The following is a 15,858-nucleotide window of genomic DNA, read 5'->3' as shown; positions in this document are numbered from 1 at the left end:
GTAATGTGTTATGGTCTGAAAATCCTCCTCAGAGTCAAATACTGTTTAAATAACAGGGGGTGAAACTAAACACGCCCTGGTGGTTTCACAACTTTTTCAAACTTTTTGTTGCTTAATTCTGCTTTTTTCACTGAAAACAAAATCGATATTGGTGAGAGTTTGGTATTTTATGGGACAAAAAGATTTATATCAAGAAACAATGAAGAATATTTATGGACATTAATGTTAAAGAATCTGCGGAGATGATAACATGAATGAAAAGATGACCGCTATTATGAAAACCAAACCTGCTTACGGTGCTGAACTTGTTGAGGTTGATGTCCCACAGCCAAGGGAAGGAGAAGTTCTCATCAAGGTTCTTGCAACTAGCATCTGCGGAACCGATCTTCATATCTATGAGTGGAATGAATGGGCACAGAGCAGAATAAAGCCCCCCCAGATAATGGGCCACGAAGTCGCTGGAGAGGTCGTGGAGGTTGGAAAAGGAGTAGATGACATTCAAGTAGGCGACTACATCTCTGCAGAGACTCACATGGTTTGCGGAAAATGCTACCAATGTAAAACCGGCAACTACCATGTTTGTCAGAACACCAAGATATTTGGAGTAGACACCGATGGTGTCTTTGCGGAATACGCAATAGTTCCAGCTCAAAATGCGTGGAAGAACCCGAAGGATATCCCTCCAGAATACGCGACACTTCAAGAGCCGTTGGGTAATGCCGTCGATACTGTTTTAGCCGGGCCAATTGCAGGTAAAACTGTTCTCATAACCGGTGCTGGGCCCTTAGGTCTTCTGGGTATAACGGTGGCAAAGGCAAGTGGAGCTTCTCTGGTAATAGTAAGCGAACCGAGCGAATTCAGAAGAGAGCTGGCTAAAAAGGTGGGTGCTGATGTGGTTATAAACCCCATGGAAGAGGATGTTGTTAAGGAAGTGAAAGACCTAACAGATGGCAATGGAGTTGACGTTTTTCTTGAATTCAGTGGTGCTCCAAAGGCCCTTGAGCAGGGGTTACGGGCGGTTACGCCTGCAGGAAGGGTTAGTCTTTTGGGTCTCTTCCCGAGGGAAGTTACATTCGACGTTAACAACCTCGTTATCTTCAAGGCACTGGAAGTTCATGGAATTACCGGAAGACACTTATGGCAAACTTGGTACACCGTCTCTAACCTCCTTAGAAGCGGAAAGCTCAATTTAGATCCAATAATAACGCACAAGTACAAGGGATTCGATAAGTTTGAAGAAGCTTTTGAGCTCATGCGTGCTGGAAAAACGGGCAAGGTTGTGTTCTTCCCCCACAAGCACTGACTCTTCTAACCCTTTATCTTCACCACCGCAATTTTTAAGTAAGTCTTGTGAGACTCTTTTCGGGGGGTTGATAATGGAATTAAGCTATCAAGAAAAATTAACTCTCATCAAGCTCAAGGATTTGAAAAAGGCGAAATTCGAAGATCTCGTTAAAGAAACTGGGCTTGACCAGGTAGCGGTGATGAGAGCTGTTCTATGGCTCCAGAGTAAGGGCCTTGCAAAGCTCCACGAAAGGCAGAAGACGATCGTAAGGATAACAGAGCTGGGAAGGAAATATGCAGAAATTGGACTTCCAGAGAGGAGAGCCTTGAAACTGCTTGTGGAGAGAGGCAAAGTTTCTCTTGATGAGTTAAAGGAAGTACTGAGTGAGGATGAGCTTAAGCCTATCGTTGGAATCTTAAGGAGAGAAGGATGGGCGAATGTCAGAAAGGAGGATGGAAAGCTCGTTCTTGAGGTTACCGAAAAGGGACAAGCAGCGATTTCTGAGGAGAGGCCCATTGACAAAGCATTAAAAATCCTTGCAGAAAAGGGAGAAGTTGATGCAAAGGAGCTAGAAGGTCTCGTCCCTGTTAAGGAACTGAAGAGCAGAAAGATTGGGGAAGAAGACACCAAGGCAGAGAGGGAAGTAGAAATCACTGAGGAAGGAATAAAACTCGCTGAAAGCGGTCTTGAGCTCAAGAAAGAGGTCTCAGTTTTAACTCCAGAGCTCATAAAGAGTGGGGAATGGAGAAAGGTTGAGTTCAAACGCTTTAACATTCAAGCCCCTGTGAGGAGAGTCTATCCCGGCAAAAAGCAGCCTTATAGGGTTTTTCTCGATAAGATAAGGAGAAAGCTTATAGAGATGGGCTTTATTGAAATGACTGCAGAGAGCTTAATAGAGACTCAGTTCTGGAATTTCGATGCTTTGTTCCAGCCGCAGAACCATCCAGCAAGAGACTGGACAGACACCTACCAGTTAAAGTATCCAAAATATGGCTCCCTTCCTGATGAGGAGCTTGTGGAGAAGGTTAAGGCTTCCCATGAGCACGGCTGGACAACGGGCTCGAGAGGATGGGGGTACAAGTGGGATCCAAGAATGGCAATGCTTTTAATGCCCAGAGCGCATGCAACAGCTCTAAGTGCAAGACAGCTTGGCAAAGGCGTTCAAATACCAGGTAAGTACTTCGCTATTCAAAGAGTTTTTAGGCCAGACGTTTTGGACAGAACACATCTAATAGAGTTCAACCAGGTGGACGGATTCGTTGTTGATGAGAGCTTAACATTCAAACACCTCCTCGGAATCCTGAAGAGGTTTGCAGTTGAAATCGCTGGGGCAAAGAAAGTAAAGTTCCTTCCAGATTATTACCCGTTTACAGAGCCGAGCGTTCAGATGAGCGCCTATCATGAAGAGCTCGGATGGGTAGAATTCGGGGGAGCGGGAATATTCAGAGAAGAGATGACAAAACCGCTTGGAATAGATGTACCAGTAATTGCATGGGGAATCGGTATTGACAGATTGGCCATGTTTAAGCTGGGAATAGACGACATAAGATACCTCTTCAGCTATGACCTGAAGTGGTTGAGAGAGGCTAAACTGGTGTGGTGATGAAAGATGCCGAAGTTCGATGTTGCCAAGCATGACTTGGAGAGATTAATTGGGAAAGAATTTACGATCGAAGAGTGGGAAGACTTATTCCTCTACGCGAAATGCGAGCTTGACGATGTGTGGGAAGAGAACGGTAAAATATACTTTAAAGCAGATGCCAAGGATACGAACAGGCCTGATTTATGGAGCGCCGAAGGAATAGCGAGACAGGTAAAATGGGCCCTTGGAATGGCGAAGGGTTTGCCGAGATATGAAATCGAAAAAAGTGACGTTGTCGTTTACGTAGATGAAAAGTTGAAGGACATAAGGCCCTATGGAGTATACGCCATAGTCGAGAACCTCAAGCTTGATGAGGAGGCACTGAGGCAGATAATCCAGCTTCAGGAGAAAATAGCACTCACCTTCGGAAGGAGAAGAAGGGAAGTTGCCATAGGAACGTTTGACTTTGACAAGATCAAGCCTCCCTTCTATTACAAGGCTGTTGAGCCAGATAAGATAAGATTTGTTCCGCTAAACAGCGACCGGGAAATGAGTGCTGATGAGATACTTGAGGAGCACGAAAAGGGAAGAGAGTATGGACACTTGATTAAAGGAAAGCCCTATTATCCATTGCTTGTTGACAGGGAAGGAAACGTTCTCTCGATGCCCCCGGTTATAAACTCTGAAACCCATGGAAAAGTTACAGAAGAGACTAGGAGCATCTTCATAGACATTACGGGATGGGACCTTAACAAGATTATGCTTGCTTTGAATGTAATTGTAACTGCTCTAGCCGAGCGTGGCGGAAAAATAAGAAGCGTCAAGGTAGTTTACAAGGATTTCGAGATAGAGTCTCCCGACTTAACCCCCAAGGAGTTCGAGGTTGATCTCAGCTACATCAAGAGACTTGCGGGAGTTGAGCTCAGCGATGAGGAAATAAAAGACCTTCTTGAGCGCATGATGTACGAAGTTGAAATCGTCGATGGAAAGGCAAAGCTGAAGTATCCAGCGTTCAGAGACGATATAATGCACGCAAGGGATGTTTTAGAGGATGTCCTTATTGCCTACGGCTACAACAACATTGTTCCTGAAGAGCCCAAGCTTGCCGTTCAAGGGAAAGGAAACGACTTTGTAGATTTCGAAAATGCTCTAAGGGACCTCATGGTAGGCTTTGGCCTTCAAGAGGTTATGACCTTCAATCTCACAAACAAGGAAGCACAGTTCGATAAGATGAACATCCCGGAAGAGGACATAGTGGAGATTGAGAATCCGATAAGCCAAAAATGGTCTGCGTTGAGAAAATGGCTCCTTCCAAGCCTGATGGAATTCCTAAGCCAGAATACCCACGAGGAATATCCTCAGAAGATCTTTGAGGTTGGTAAGGTGACCCTCATAGACGAAAGCAGAGAAACAAAGACCGTCAGCGAGAGCAAGCTTGCCGTTGCCCTTGCCCATCCAAAGGTGACCTTCACAGAAGCAAAGGAGATTCTTGACAGCCTGATGCGCCATCTTGGTGCTGAATACGAGATTAAAGAGATAGAACACGGCTCCTTCATTCCGGGTAGAGTGGGAGAGATAATAGTCAGTGGAAAGACCGTTGGGATAATAGGCGAAATACATCCACAGGTGCTTGAAAACTGGGGAATAGAAATGCCGGTAGCAGCTTTTGAGGTTTTCTTAAGGCCTTTCTATAAGGGAAGTTTTCTCTAATTTCTTCTTTTTTGACAATAAGAAAGAATTAAGAGAACCCTTCTTTTTGAAAAATTTCTTTGCAAATGTAAACATGATATCAAAGTTGATTAAGCACTCCATTGTCTCCACATCTATCTCAGCGATCATTTGTTCACCTCGATTTTTTTCTAGGGGGTGGAAATTTTAACCTTTTTCCTGTTTTTATTGTCAAACATTCAAAAATACTGTCCAATTAGTTCGGGCATATGGACACATTCACTTGATATTTGTAAAGACAAATGGGCGGACAATCCTTTTATAACCTTCCTCGAATTTCCACTCATGAGGATAGCTCTAAAAATTGCCTACGATGGGAGAAGGTTTTACGGCTTTCAAAGACAGCCTGGGCTGAAAACAGTCGAGGGTGAGATAATCAGAGTGCTAACTAAGCTTGGAATAATCAAAGATCCGAAAGATGCCGGTTTTAAGGGCGCCTCAAGGACTGATAGAGGAGTCTCCGCTTTTGGAAACGTCATCGCGTTTAACACTTCGAAACCCGAACTCACATATCCGAGAATTCTGAACCATCACCTGCATGATGTATGGGTTCTAGGAAGGGCGCGGGTTTCTGAGGATTTTCATCCGAGATTCTGGAGCAAGGGAAAAGTCTACAGATACTACCTCTTCGATGAAGGCTTTGACCTTGAGAAAATGCAATCCTGTGCCGAGATGTTTGTAGGTGTTCACGACTTCTCAAACTTTGCCCGGCTTGAAGGGAACAGAGACCCTATAAGAAAGATAGACCGGATTGAAATCTTCTCTAAGGGGAATGTAATCACAGTTGAAATCGAGGGAGAAAGCTTTCTCTGGGAAATGGTGAGAAGGATTGTAACGGCTCTTAGGCTTTGCGGCTTGGGTGTTTTATCAAGGGAGGAAGTGAGGAGAATGCTAAACGAAAAAGTTAATAAAAAGCTTCCTCCTGCTTCCCCAGAAAACCTTGTCCTGTGGGAGGTCAAGTACGACAGCATATCTTTTGAAAAAGACCCTTATGCAGTTGAAAAGGCAAAAAAAGAGTTCTTCAAAAGGTTTACACAGCACCTGATAACAGCAAGAATTTTTGAGGACTGGTTCACTTCTTTATAGCCCTCTCAAGCTCCTTATCATAATATTTTCCGTAGTACTGCTTCAGGGCTTTTTGCCTCTCTATGAAGTGCGTGAAGAGCAAGGGGTCTTCATCCTTCACGTCAACTATGACAGCACCGCTTCCACCTTTGGGCCTCAGTGCCCTTCCTATCGTCTGAATTGTCATTATGTCGCTCTTTCCTCCGCCGGCCAGTATTATCGCTGAGATCTCTGGAATATCTACGCCCTCCTTCAGAAGTGTTGATACCAAAACCTTAATCTCGCCATTTTTGAATTTTTCAAGAATCTCCCACCTGTTTGGACTCTTGGAGCTCAAAAACTCGGCATTTATGCCCCTCTGTTTGAGCATTTCTACAAGGATTTTTCCGTGCTCGATTCTCTTGACGTCTATTAGAACCCGGTGGCCTTGTTTCGCAAGCTTATATGCGGTCTCAACTATTGCCTTGTTTCTCTCTTCGTTTTCCATAATTATTTCTTCATAAAGCTCCTTGTAGCGCTCCGCCAGCGGTGGCATAGATGATTCATATTCAATTATTCTAAACTTTGGCTTTGCGAGGAACTTTTCTTTTATCAAATCCTCGGCCTTAACTTCGTAGATTATTGGGCCTATTACGCCCTCTATCTTCAACTCCTCTCCCCTAATTCTCCTCCACGGAGTTGCGGAGAGACCAAACCTAAACCTCTGTGGAAGGCTTATTCCGAGTTCATAAAACTTTTCTGCAGCGGACGTTCTGTGGCATTCATCAAACACAACTACTGCATATGGAAGCTGGAGCTTATCAACTCCTCTGGAGAGGAGAGTTTGTATCATAGCTACTGTTACGGGCTTTTCTATCCAGTTGTTGTCCCCTATAATCCCAGCCTCAACTCCAAGAACCTTTTCTATGTTTTCGGCCCATTGATAAAGAAGCTCTTTGGTATGCACAACAATGAGGGATGATATGTTAAGTTCATAAATAATTCTCAGCCCTATTATTGTTTTTCCACTCCCCACGGGCAACGCTAAGACGCCCATACCTGCTTTTAGTGCTTTTTTAACAGCTTTTTCCTGATACTTTCTCAGCTTGTATTCTTCATTCCATGTCGCGTTTATCTCTACTCCTTCAATTTTTCTTTCATCAATTACTCTAACCCTGTATCCTTTTGAGTTTAGAAGTTGCTTTACGCGGGGAAGTAAACCTACAGGGAAAGATTTTGTATGGGGGTCATACAGGCTCTCAGGCTTTTCCCATTTGCCGAAACTTTTTCGGTAAGTTAACTCATCATATACCATAAAGTATACTTTGGGATCGGCTTTTTCAATATACACCAGTGCGGATTTATCCGGGATTCTCAATACTACAGTCTTCATGGTAATTCAAAAGAAATTTTTGGAGTTTCCCCTTTATAGCTCTTTCTATTTCATTCCGAAAAATATTCAATAGGAAACAAGAGCAGGTGAATGTGTCCAAAAAGTTTATCACAGCACGGGAGGATTTTGAGTGGGTGGTGTTATGATACGTGAGATATTAAACCAATTTCAGGACGAGCTCATTGTCGTTGATAAACCTGTTAGCAAGAAGTTTGAGATAACAAACTATCTCCTCCAGCATAAAACGAGACCAATTCTGTTTAAAGATGTCGATGGATGGGAAGTTGCCGGGAACATATGGAGTACGAGAGAAAGAATAGCGAAGTATCTTGGCATAAAAAAGGAGGAAATTCTTCACTTCATGATGAGAGCGATGGACAATCCCAAGCCCTATAAAGTGGCAAAAGACGCAGAATTTTTTAAGAACTCTACGAGGGACTTTTCCCTCGAAGAACTGCCAGTTCCTCAATACTTTCCAAAGGATGGGGGGCAGTACTTTACCTCGGCAATCTACATAGCAAAGGACGAGAGCGGTTTTGTCAACCTCTCCTATCACAGGACAATGGTGAGAGATGAAAAAACCGGAACTGTCAGATTAGTCCCCAGGCATTTGTATGCAATGTGGAAAGATAAAGCCGAACACGGTGAAGAGCTTGATGTCAGGATAATCGTCGGCAATCCAATTCATATCCTCCTAGCGGCAGCAACAAGTCCACCCTACGGGGTCAGCGAGCTCAACGTTGCATCATCCATGAGCGAGATGGCATTTGGAAAGCCCTTGGAAGTTGTAGACCTCAATGGAATTCCCGTTCCGGTTGAGAGTGAATTCGTCTTTGAGGCAAAAATTCTGCCAGAACTTGACAAGGAGGGGCCATTTGTTGACATAACCGGGACATATGACATCGTAAGGGAGCAGCCCATTGTGGTTTTTGAGAAGATGTACCACGTTGAAAATCCGATTTTCCACGCACTGCTTTCCAGCGGATATGAGCACTACATGCTCATGGGACTTCCCAAGGAGCCCCAGATATACAAGAGCGTTAAGCAGGTAGTCCCAAAGGTTCACGGCGTAAGGCTGACAGAAGGGGGCTGCATGTGGCTCCACGCAGTTGTAAGTATAACAAAGCAGCACGATGGAGATGGGAAAAATGCCATTTTGGCGGCTTTTACAGGGCATCCAAGCCTGAAGCACGTGGTTGTTGTTGATGATGACATCAATATCTACGACGACAGGGAAGTTGAATGGGCAATAGCCACGAGATTCCAAGCCGATAAAGACCTGGTAATAATCCCAAACGCAAGGGGAAGCTCTCTAGACCCATCAGGAGAAAAGGGCTTTACCGCAAAGATGGGTATAGACGCTACCAAGCCCCTGGGCAGAAAAGATGAGTTTGAAAGGGCAAGGCTTTGAGCTTCTAATATTCTTTCTTTTTTGAAAACCTGATGGCAGAAGAAAAAAAGACAAGAAAAGGAGTTCACTCCTTCATTGGCAGGCCGTGGTCGAAGGAGTAGTAAACCTTCTGGAACTGCTTTCTGAACTCGAATACTTCCTTCTCAACTTTCTTTGGATCCTCTTTGTCAATGAGGACTCTTCTTATGAACCTTGCTACTTCCTTCATGTCGTCTTCTAGCATTCCAACTCTCGTCATCTCCTGCACACCGATTCTCAGACCGCTTGGGGTGTTGACTTTCTCAAGTGGATCCCATGGAAGGAGGTTCTTGTTGAGGATTATTCCGGCTTCTTCTAACAGTGGAGCAGCCCATCCTCCTCCAGCCTCGTGGAGCTCGCTAACGTCGACGATAACCTGGTGGCTCTCGGTATAGCCTTTGTCCTCTCCAATGACCTTGAATCCTTCCTCTGCAAGGGCCTCAGCGAGAGCTTTGGCGTTCTTTACGATCTGCTCGGCATAGGCTTTACCGAACTCAAGCATCTCTGCAGCGGTGATAACTTTTCCGGCCATGTGGTGTAAGTGGTGGTTGCTCAAAACACCCGGGAAGATTGCCCACTGCAGTTTTGCTGTGTCTTCCCCAAGGTCCTTGTAGAGTATTACACCACCTTGTGGCCCGGGGAAGGTCTTGTGTGTTGAAGCGGTTATGACGTCTGCTCCCTCTCTAAGTGGGTCTTGGAACTTTCCTCCAGCTATCAGTCCCAAGACGTGGGCCGCATCATACATTACATATGCCCCAACTTCCTTAGCCACCGGAGCGAGCTCCTTGACTGGGTGTGGGAATGGGAACAATGAACCACCAAAGACGACTATCTTGGGCTCGAGCTCTCTAATCATCTGGGCGGCTTTGTCGACATCGATGTTGAATTCATCGTTATCAAATGGCCATGTGTGAACTTCTAACCCTCTCATACCGGCAGCTCCAAAGGGCATGTGGCTTATGTGTCCGCCGTGAGATGTGTGAAGAACGATAGCCTTATCTCCGGGATTTGTTAGGCCAAAGAACACTGCCTGGTTTGCGTTAGTTCCGGATATTGGTCTAAGGTCGGCAAAATCGCTACCGAAGAGCTTACAGAAGAGGTCAACTCCTATGAGTTCGACTTCATCGACGTACTTACATCCTTGGTAGTACCTTTGTCTTGGCCACCCTTCGGCGTATTTGTGCATAAAACCACTTGCCACAGCCCTTGTAACGCTTGGAGAAGTTATATTTTCACTTGCAATCAGGTTTATTGTGGAGCTTCTCCACTTTTCGTGTCCCTCAATAAATTCCAAAACTTTGTCTCTATACATCTGGTAGCTCATAGTATCACCCCAGTACTTTGTTGCATGTGATATTTTACATCCATGTAATTTAAATCTTGCCGTTAGAATATCTTTAAAAGTTTCAAAGGAGAAGTAAAAACCGATGCCCTATGATAGAGGAGGCAGCAAAATTAATAGCTCATTCCCGCTTTTTGATAGCTTTCACAGGCGCTGGAATAAGTGCCGAAAGCAGAATACCAACTTTTAGAGACAGGGGCGGCCTATGGGAAAACTACAGAGTGGAGGAAGTAGCAACCCCGGAGGCTTTTAAACGGAATCCGCGACTGGTGTGGGAATTCTACAAGATGAGGATGAAGCGTATGAAGGAAGCAAAGCCCAACAAGGCCCATCTGGCGCTGGCAGAGCTTGAGAGAATGGGGCTTTTAAAAGCGGTCATAACCCAAAACATTGACAATCTCCACAGAGAAGCTGGAAACAAAAATGTTATAGAGCTCCATGGGAATATTTATAGAGTTAAATGCACCGGCTGTGCTTATACTGAGAACCTTCTTGAATCGGGAAGGATTGAGGAGTTCTTGAAAGAGGAGGACTTACCCAAATGCCCGGAGTGCGGTTCCCTCTTAAGGCCCGATGTTGTCTGGTTTGGGGAGCCTCTTCCTCAAGAAGCCCTTCAAAAAGCCTTTAAGCTTGCCGAAAGGGCTGACGTTTGTCTGGTTATCGGAACGAGTGGCCAGGTGTTTCCAGCGGCGTATATCCCCTATATCGTAAAGGATAACAAAGGGTATGTGATAGAGATAAACGTAAAGGAGAGCGGTATAACCCCAATAGCGGACATATTCCTAAAGGGGCCTGCCGGAGAAGTTATGGAGACTCTTTTGGCAAAGGTTAAGAGATGCCTGAAAGACAAAGGGTGTTAAGGGTGGTGTTATGATACTCGTAATAGGCTTTGAGCAGGAGGGGGTCTCTAGAGTAAAAAATGCTCTCAGCGAGTTCGATGTTTATGAAGTCCCAGAATACTGCAGGGACTGGATAGTTGAGGAAGTTGTGGCAAAGGCACCTACCTTTGAGGGAAGCGGCAACTGGCACTGGAAAAAGTTCCTCATAATGCACGACCTCTCAAATGAGGAGGTAACGAGGGTCATTAAGGTGGTTCGCTCTCAGGGAATCAGTCCAATTTTCGCAACCACAACGCCTACCTCCCTAACGTGGAAGCTTGAAGACCTTCTCAATGAGCTCATTAGGGAGGATGAGTACTTTAGAAAGTTGAGAGAAGAAAAACAAAAGATGAAGTCCTTCTATCTCGATATAGGGAAAAGTTAAATACCTTTGTCTTTTTATTTAAGTTTGGGGATTGGGATGGTAAGCGTTGTGTTTTTTGACCTTGATGATACTCTTGTGGATACCTCTCGTTTAGCCGAGCTTGCTAGAAAAAATGCCATAGAGAACATGATCCAGCACGGAATGCCCGTTGATTTTGATACTGCTTATAACGAACTTTTGGAGCTCATAAATGAATACGGGAGCAATTTTCCTCATCACTTTGATTACCTTCTCAGGAGGCTTGATTTGGGATACAACCCAAAATGGGTGGCTGCCGGGGTTATAGCATATCACAACACCAAATTTGCCCATATAAGGGAAGTTAAAAACGCGAGAAAAACCCTCATCAAACTAAGAGAGATGGGATATCGGCTGGGTATAATCACAGATGGTGATCCAATAAAGCAGTGGGAAAAGGTTCTAAGGCTTGATTTAGATGACTTCTTTGAGCATGTAGTGGTTTCGGACTTTGAGGGCGTGAAAAAGCCGCACCCGAAGATATACCAGAAAGCCTTAAAGATATTTAAAGTGGCTCCGGAAGAGGCTGTAATGGTTGGAGATAGACTTTATTCGGACATCTATGGGGCGAAGAGAGTAGGGATGCACACGGTATGGTTCCGGTATGGGAAATATGCAGATAGGGATCTCGAATATGAGGAGTACGCAGACTTCAAAATCAATGACATCTTAGAACTTCCGGAAATTTTGGAGGGGCTTAAGGATGGTTCAAATAAGGAAGTTCATGCTGATAGATGAGGCATACAAATCAAGAATACTCCGCGGGGAAAAGACCACCACAATCAGATTTGGAGAGTACGAAGCCAAACCGGGAAGCGAGGTCTATCTCGTAATAACACCAAGCGACACCGCCGTTGCAAAGGTAAGGATAACAAATGTGGAGAGGAAAAAAGTTAAGGAGCTCACAAACCAAGACGCAAAAAAAGATGGCTTCAAAGACGTCAAAGAACTGGTAAAAGCGTTGAACAAAATATACGGAGAGCTCCACGGAGAGGATGAAGTGACAGTAATTGAGTTTGAGGTTGTGGAGAAGTTCGAGAGCGGAATTCCTCTGAAGTGGCTCAAAGGGCTGAACTACAGAAATCCAGAGGAGATAGCAAAACTTTACATAGAAAACAACTTAAAAGATTCTCCCGACGTGGATTTGATAATTAGGAAAGTTTATTCCGAGGGGTTAAAAGAGGCCGTAAGAAGGTATGGGCCAAAAAGAGTAAGAGATGCCCTTTTGAAGGCATATCATAAACTTTATGCAGACGGAAAGATTTAAAGAGGAAGCTCGGTTGTCTCTTTGTGTATCTTCAACACAACCATTGTATGCGTCGCGACAACGCCCTCTATCTCTCCAATTCTATCGAGAAAGTCGTTGAGCTCTTCGCTGCTCCTTGTTCTTATCTTGAGTATCATATCGTAGTCGCCCGTAGTTTCATAAATTTCCACTATTTCTGGATATTTAATGAGCTTCTCGGCAACGTCACTATATTTTCCGGCTTTTGCCTTTATCAGTATGAAAGCCAGCAGGTGAAAACCAAGGGACTCTGGATCGGGGATAATCGTGAATTTCTTTATTATTCCCCTTTCCTTAAGCTTTTTAATCCTCTCATAGACAGTTGACTCTGCAAGTCCTACCTGTTTGGATATCTCTCTTAAGGGAGTACGGCTGTTTTTTTGGAGTACCTTTAAGATTTCCTTGTCAATTTCATCCAAAAATCCTTTCATACTCTCACCGCCCTAAAATTTTTCGGGATAATATATAAAGTTGATGATGCATCCACACCATAGATTTATAAAAACTCTCTATATACCTCTAATGGGCTAGAGAAGGAGAGGTGAGTAGAGATGCCAACAAACGTAACAGCAGAATATCTAGCGGCGGAAGAGGAATACAGACAGGCTAAAACGATACCCGAAAAAATAAGGGCCTTGGAAAAAATGTATGCTACAGTACCGAAGCACAAGGGAACAGAGAAGCTCAGGCTTCAAATAAAGAGAAAGATATCAGAGCTGAGAAAAGAACTGGAAAAACAGCAGAGCCAGCGAAAAGGGGGAGGCTATTCATTTAGCGTTAAAAAAGAAGGAGCTGCCCAGATAGTTCTTGCGGGTTTGCCAAATGTTGGGAAATCCTCACTTCTTAAAGTCCTCACGGACGTTGATGTTGACGTCGCTGATTACGCTTTCACGACTGTTGAACCAATTCCGGGCATGATGAAGTATAAGGACGTCCAGATTCAACTCGTGGAGGTACCGGGGTTAGTAGAGGGGGCTGCATTGGGCAAAGGTATGGGAACACAGCTTTTGAGCGTTATAAGAAATGCCGATGCAATAGCCATTGTCGTTGATCTTTCCCAAGACCCAATAAAGCAGATGGAGATACTGTTGAGGGAATTTGAGCGTGCTGGAATAAAAATAAACAAAAGGAAGCCAAAAGTTGAAGTAAAGAGAATGCCAATGGGTGGAATTGTAATCAACGGGCAGGACTTGATTCAGGGGGATATAAGTGAAGTCATGAAAATGCTTAGGGAGGAAGGCATTCACAGTGCTGAGATTACAGTAAAAGAACCTGTCACTCTTGAAGAATTCTCAGATGCCCTCGATGAGAGCATTGTATGGAGGAAGGCCATAATTATTGCCAACAAAGGCGATGCGCCGGGAAGCAAAGAGAACTATGAAAAGCTCGTTGAGGCTTATGGGGATAGGTTTAAAATAGTGCCCGTTTCGGCAGAAAAGAAGGCAAACCTTGAAGCCCTTAAAGAAGCTCTTTATGATCTCGCTGGCATAATTAGAGTCTTCACAAAGTCGCCGGGTGAAGAGCCAGCTTATCCACCCATAGCCCTCAAAAAAGGTGCAACCGTTCTTGATGTGGCGGAGAGAGTTCACAAAGACCTAGCAAAGAACTTTAAATACGCAAGGGTGTGGGGAAAGAGTGCAAAGTTCCCGGGGCAGAGAGTCGGTGCAGATCACGTTCTTGAAGATGGGGACATAGTTGAGATTCACGCAAGATAATCAGCCAACTTCCTTTTTTTGATGCAAAGCCCTGGCGCACCACTATGCTTAAGGGCTTTTTCGTAGGCTACTTTGGATGTTACTGCGTCTTCTATAGTCAAACCGACGCAAAAGAGTTATTTCGTGGTCGTTTTCTCTTCTTTTTTATAAATATTCGTTTTGATCACAAAATATCAATAAAGTCCCCTTTATAACCATGGGTTCAGCATTTTTGTATTTAAACAAAATGTTTAAATAGTTTACATGTGTAAACTTTTATGCTCAAAAAATGCTCATGGGTGATAAAATGCGTCCATTGGATTTATATGAGAAAGACGCTTCTAAGAAAGTTACTATATATTTTGAGGGCAAAGCTCTGGAAGCTTATGAAGGGGAAAAACTTCCGGTGGCACTGCTTGCAAACGGTATTTACTGGATAACGACCAGCCTTCAGGGAAGAAAAAGAGGTGCATTTACCTTTGGGCCGCTGCCGGTTGTTATAAATGGTGTCAAAAACATGGATGGGAGAAAAACCCTCGTTAAGGACGGTATGAGAATAGAGCGGCAGAACTACGGCGAATTCCAAGAGGCTGTGGAGATAGATGGGAGTAAAGAGGTTCTTAGGGAAGTGGTTGACGTTGTTGTAATCGGTGGCGGGCCAGCTGGAATCGGTGCTACTTTAGAGCTCCAGGAGCATCTGACAGTTGCCCTAATAGAAGAGAAGGGATGGCTTGGAGGTTTAATGTTCCTAAAGAGCATCCAGCAGGAAGGGTTTGAGAAAGAACCTAAGAAAGTCATCAAGGAGCTGACTTCCCAATTCAACGAGAACGTTAAAGTCTTTACCGGCACAATAGCTCTTGGGGTTTTTGACGAAGGGGAATACTTCTTGGTTCCTGCAGTTAAGAAAGACCAGCTAATAGAGATCATGGCAAAAAGGGTTGTGCTGGCTACAGGGGCTGTGGAGAACATACTTCTCTTTGAGAACAACGAGTTCCCGGGTGTCTTTAGACTTGACTTCGCCCTTGAGGTCGTCAACAAGTGGGGAGTTGCACCGGGCAAGAGGGTTGCTGTCGTTGGAAGAAAGCCCGAAAGAATAATACCGGAGCTCGAAAAATGGGGCATTGAATACATCGTAGTGCCGAACCCAAAGCGCGTTGAGGGAGAAGAGAAAGTTGAGAGGCTTATAGACACTAACGGCAATGTGTATGAGGTTGACGCTGTTATTGTGAGCGATTACCGCTTGCCTGACATAAACCCAATCACTCAACCGGGGGGGAAGCTCAGGTTCAAATGGGGCTACTATGTTCCGGTTCTTGATGAACAGAACTGCATAAGGGAGGGAATATATGTAGCTGGAAGTGCAACGGGAATAAAACCTCACTACGCAAACTATCTGGAGGGCAGACTTGTAGGGGCGTACATCCTGAAGGAGTTTGGCCATGATGTCACCCCCGCCGTTTACAGAGAAAAGCTTGAGGAGTATGAGCCCGAATCAATGCCCATGCAGAGAATAGAGTTCAAGGACATGAATCTAGAGGACGTGCAGATATGTGGCTGTGACGTTAATTTAAAGAAAGTTGATGACGTGGTAAAGAAGGGAATAACGGATCTGCAGATTGTGAAGCGCCTCACTCACCTGGCAATGGGCTTCTGTCAGGGAAGGTTTTGCCTGTTCAACGGTGCACTTCTTGTTAGCCAGAGAACTGGAGTTGACATGGCAAAGATAGACCTTCCAGTTGCAAGACCTCCGCTTAAGAATGTTAGAGTGAAATCTCTTGCCAGAAGGGAGTGATAG

At 44.6% G+C, this 15,858-nt stretch carries 14 protein-coding genes; 11 read left to right on the top strand and 3 right to left on the bottom strand.

What is annotated here, in order from left to right:
- Positions 1 to 250: 250 nt before the first annotated feature.
- The 4 genes from tdh to truA all read left to right on the top strand — a co-directional run bounded on the left by tdh (position 251) and on the right by truA (position 5,681).
- Complete coding sequence (tdh, locus tag GBV73_RS04390; protein WP_152879581.1) at positions 251 to 1,303, top strand: L-threonine 3-dehydrogenase; 1,053 nt, start codon at positions 251 to 253, stop codon at positions 1,301 to 1,303.
- Between the two features lie 73 nt (positions 1,304 to 1,376).
- Positions 1,377 to 2,888 carry a phenylalanine--tRNA ligase subunit alpha gene (locus tag GBV73_RS04385; protein ID WP_152879578.1) on the top strand — a complete coding sequence of 504 codons (1,512 nt, stop codon included), beginning with the start codon at positions 1,377 to 1,379 and terminating at the stop codon, positions 2,886 to 2,888.
- Positions 2,889 to 2,894: 6 nt separating this feature from the next.
- Positions 2,895 to 4,577: a phenylalanine--tRNA ligase subunit beta gene (gene pheT, locus GBV73_RS04380; RefSeq protein WP_152879576.1), complete on the top strand. Its 1,683-nt coding sequence runs from the start codon at positions 2,895 to 2,897 to the stop codon at positions 4,575 to 4,577.
- 303 nt (positions 4,578 to 4,880) lie between these two features.
- The gene (gene truA / locus GBV73_RS04375; protein WP_152879574.1) at positions 4,881 to 5,681 is read left to right on the top strand and encodes a tRNA pseudouridine(38-40) synthase TruA; all 801 of its coding nucleotides are present in this window, start codon (positions 4,881 to 4,883) and stop codon (positions 5,679 to 5,681) included.
- Here truA and GBV73_RS04370 read toward each other — a convergent pair.
- Positions 5,668 to 7,032, bottom strand: coding sequence for a DEAD/DEAH box helicase (locus tag GBV73_RS04370; protein ID WP_152879571.1), 1,365 nt, complete (start codon positions 7,030 to 7,032; stop codon positions 5,668 to 5,670). The two genes, truA and GBV73_RS04370, sit on opposite strands and share 14 nt — an antisense overlap.
- Positions 7,033 to 7,174: 142 nt before the next feature.
- Here GBV73_RS04370 and GBV73_RS04365 point away from each other — a divergent pair, with 142 nt between their 5' ends.
- Positions 7,175 to 8,443, top strand: a complete 1,269-nt coding sequence (locus tag GBV73_RS04365; RefSeq protein WP_087035581.1) for a UbiD family decarboxylase — start codon at positions 7,175 to 7,177, stop codon at positions 8,441 to 8,443.
- Between the two features lie 64 nt (positions 8,444 to 8,507).
- Here the strand turns inward: GBV73_RS04365 and glyA are convergent, their stop codons facing one another.
- Complete coding sequence (glyA, locus tag GBV73_RS04360) at positions 8,508 to 9,785, bottom strand: serine hydroxymethyltransferase (RefSeq protein WP_152879569.1); 1,278 nt, start codon at positions 9,783 to 9,785, stop codon at positions 8,508 to 8,510.
- Positions 9,786 to 9,895: 110 nt separating this feature from the next.
- On the opposite strand from glyA, the gene cobB reads away from it, so the two are divergent.
- Genes cobB through GBV73_RS04340 form a run of 4 tightly spaced genes read left to right on the top strand, consistent with a single transcriptional unit; the run spans position 9,896 to position 12,351 of the window.
- Positions 9,896 to 10,663, top strand: coding sequence for an NAD-dependent protein deacetylase (cobB, locus tag GBV73_RS04355; protein WP_152879567.1), 768 nt, complete (start codon positions 9,896 to 9,898; stop codon positions 10,661 to 10,663).
- Between the two features lie 10 nt (positions 10,664 to 10,673).
- Positions 10,674 to 11,066 (top strand): DUF3783 domain-containing protein, encoded by a 393-nt coding sequence (locus GBV73_RS04350; protein ID WP_152879565.1) that lies wholly within the window; start codon positions 10,674 to 10,676, stop codon positions 11,064 to 11,066.
- 36 nt (positions 11,067 to 11,102) lie between these two features.
- The gene (locus GBV73_RS04345; protein WP_042700970.1) at positions 11,103 to 11,822 is read left to right on the top strand and encodes a TIGR02253 family HAD-type hydrolase; all 720 of its coding nucleotides are present in this window, start codon (positions 11,103 to 11,105) and stop codon (positions 11,820 to 11,822) included.
- The gene (locus GBV73_RS04340) at positions 11,788 to 12,351 is read left to right on the top strand and encodes an ASCH domain-containing protein (protein ID WP_152879563.1); all 564 of its coding nucleotides are present in this window, start codon (positions 11,788 to 11,790) and stop codon (positions 12,349 to 12,351) included. The genes GBV73_RS04345 and GBV73_RS04340 overlap by 35 nt, the downstream gene beginning before the upstream one ends.
- Here the strand turns inward: GBV73_RS04340 and GBV73_RS04335 are convergent.
- Positions 12,348 to 12,800 carry an Lrp/AsnC family transcriptional regulator gene (locus GBV73_RS04335; protein ID WP_152879561.1) on the bottom strand — a complete coding sequence of 151 codons (453 nt, stop codon included), beginning with the start codon at positions 12,798 to 12,800 and terminating at the stop codon, positions 12,348 to 12,350. The two genes, GBV73_RS04340 and GBV73_RS04335, sit on opposite strands and share 4 nt — an antisense overlap.
- Positions 12,801 to 12,920: 120 nt before the next feature.
- Here GBV73_RS04335 and GBV73_RS04330 point away from each other — a divergent pair, with 120 nt between their 5' ends.
- Together GBV73_RS04330 and GBV73_RS04325 are read left to right on the top strand one after the other, a co-directional pair.
- Positions 12,921 to 14,084: a GTP-binding protein gene (locus GBV73_RS04330; protein ID WP_152879559.1), complete on the top strand. Its 1,164-nt coding sequence runs from the start codon at positions 12,921 to 12,923 to the stop codon at positions 14,082 to 14,084.
- 286 nt (positions 14,085 to 14,370) lie between these two features.
- Positions 14,371 to 15,855, top strand: a complete 1,485-nt coding sequence (locus tag GBV73_RS04325) for an FAD-dependent oxidoreductase (RefSeq protein WP_152879557.1) — start codon at positions 14,371 to 14,373, stop codon at positions 15,853 to 15,855.
- The last annotated feature ends 3 nt before the right edge of the window (positions 15,856 to 15,858 follow it).

The sequence above is a fragment of the Thermococcus sp. 101 C5 genome (assembly GCF_009372125.1).
GTDB classification, from domain to species: Archaea; Methanobacteriota_B; Thermococci; order Thermococcales; family Thermococcaceae; genus Thermococcus_A; species Thermococcus_A bergensis.
This window is presented reverse-complemented; position numbering and strand designations above follow the sequence as displayed.

What these genes read in the sequence shown, in the direction of transcription:
- tdh (WP_152879581.1), top strand. Translation starts at nt 251, where the DNA reads ATGAATGAAAAGATGACCGCTATTATGAAAACCAAACCTGCTTACGGT.
- GBV73_RS04385 (WP_152879578.1), top strand. Translation starts at nt 1,377, where the DNA reads ATGGAATTAAGCTATCAAGAAAAATTAACTCTCATCAAGCTCAAGGAT.
- pheT (WP_152879576.1), top strand. Translation starts at nt 2,895, where the DNA reads ATGCCGAAGTTCGATGTTGCCAAGCATGACTTGGAGAGATTAATTGGG.
- truA (WP_152879574.1), top strand. Translation starts at nt 4,881, where the DNA reads ATGAGGATAGCTCTAAAAATTGCCTACGATGGGAGAAGGTTTTACGGC.
- GBV73_RS04370 (WP_152879571.1), bottom strand. Translation starts at nt 7,032, where the DNA reads ATGAAGACTGTAGTATTGAGAATCCCGGATAAATCCGCACTGGTGTAT.
- GBV73_RS04365 (WP_087035581.1), top strand. Translation starts at nt 7,175, where the DNA reads ATGATACGTGAGATATTAAACCAATTTCAGGACGAGCTCATTGTCGTT.
- glyA (WP_152879569.1), bottom strand. Translation starts at nt 9,785, where the DNA reads ATGAGCTACCAGATGTATAGAGACAAAGTTTTGGAATTTATTGAGGGA.
- cobB (WP_152879567.1), top strand. Translation starts at nt 9,896, where the DNA reads ATGATAGAGGAGGCAGCAAAATTAATAGCTCATTCCCGCTTTTTGATA.
- GBV73_RS04350 (WP_152879565.1), top strand. Translation starts at nt 10,674, where the DNA reads ATGATACTCGTAATAGGCTTTGAGCAGGAGGGGGTCTCTAGAGTAAAA.
- GBV73_RS04345 (WP_042700970.1), top strand. Translation starts at nt 11,103, where the DNA reads ATGGTAAGCGTTGTGTTTTTTGACCTTGATGATACTCTTGTGGATACC.
- GBV73_RS04340 (WP_152879563.1), top strand. Translation starts at nt 11,788, where the DNA reads ATGGTTCAAATAAGGAAGTTCATGCTGATAGATGAGGCATACAAATCA.
- GBV73_RS04335 (WP_152879561.1), bottom strand. Translation starts at nt 12,800, where the DNA reads ATGAAAGGATTTTTGGATGAAATTGACAAGGAAATCTTAAAGGTACTC.
- GBV73_RS04330 (WP_152879559.1), top strand. Translation starts at nt 12,921, where the DNA reads ATGCCAACAAACGTAACAGCAGAATATCTAGCGGCGGAAGAGGAATAC.
- GBV73_RS04325 (WP_152879557.1), top strand. Translation starts at nt 14,371, where the DNA reads ATGCGTCCATTGGATTTATATGAGAAAGACGCTTCTAAGAAAGTTACT.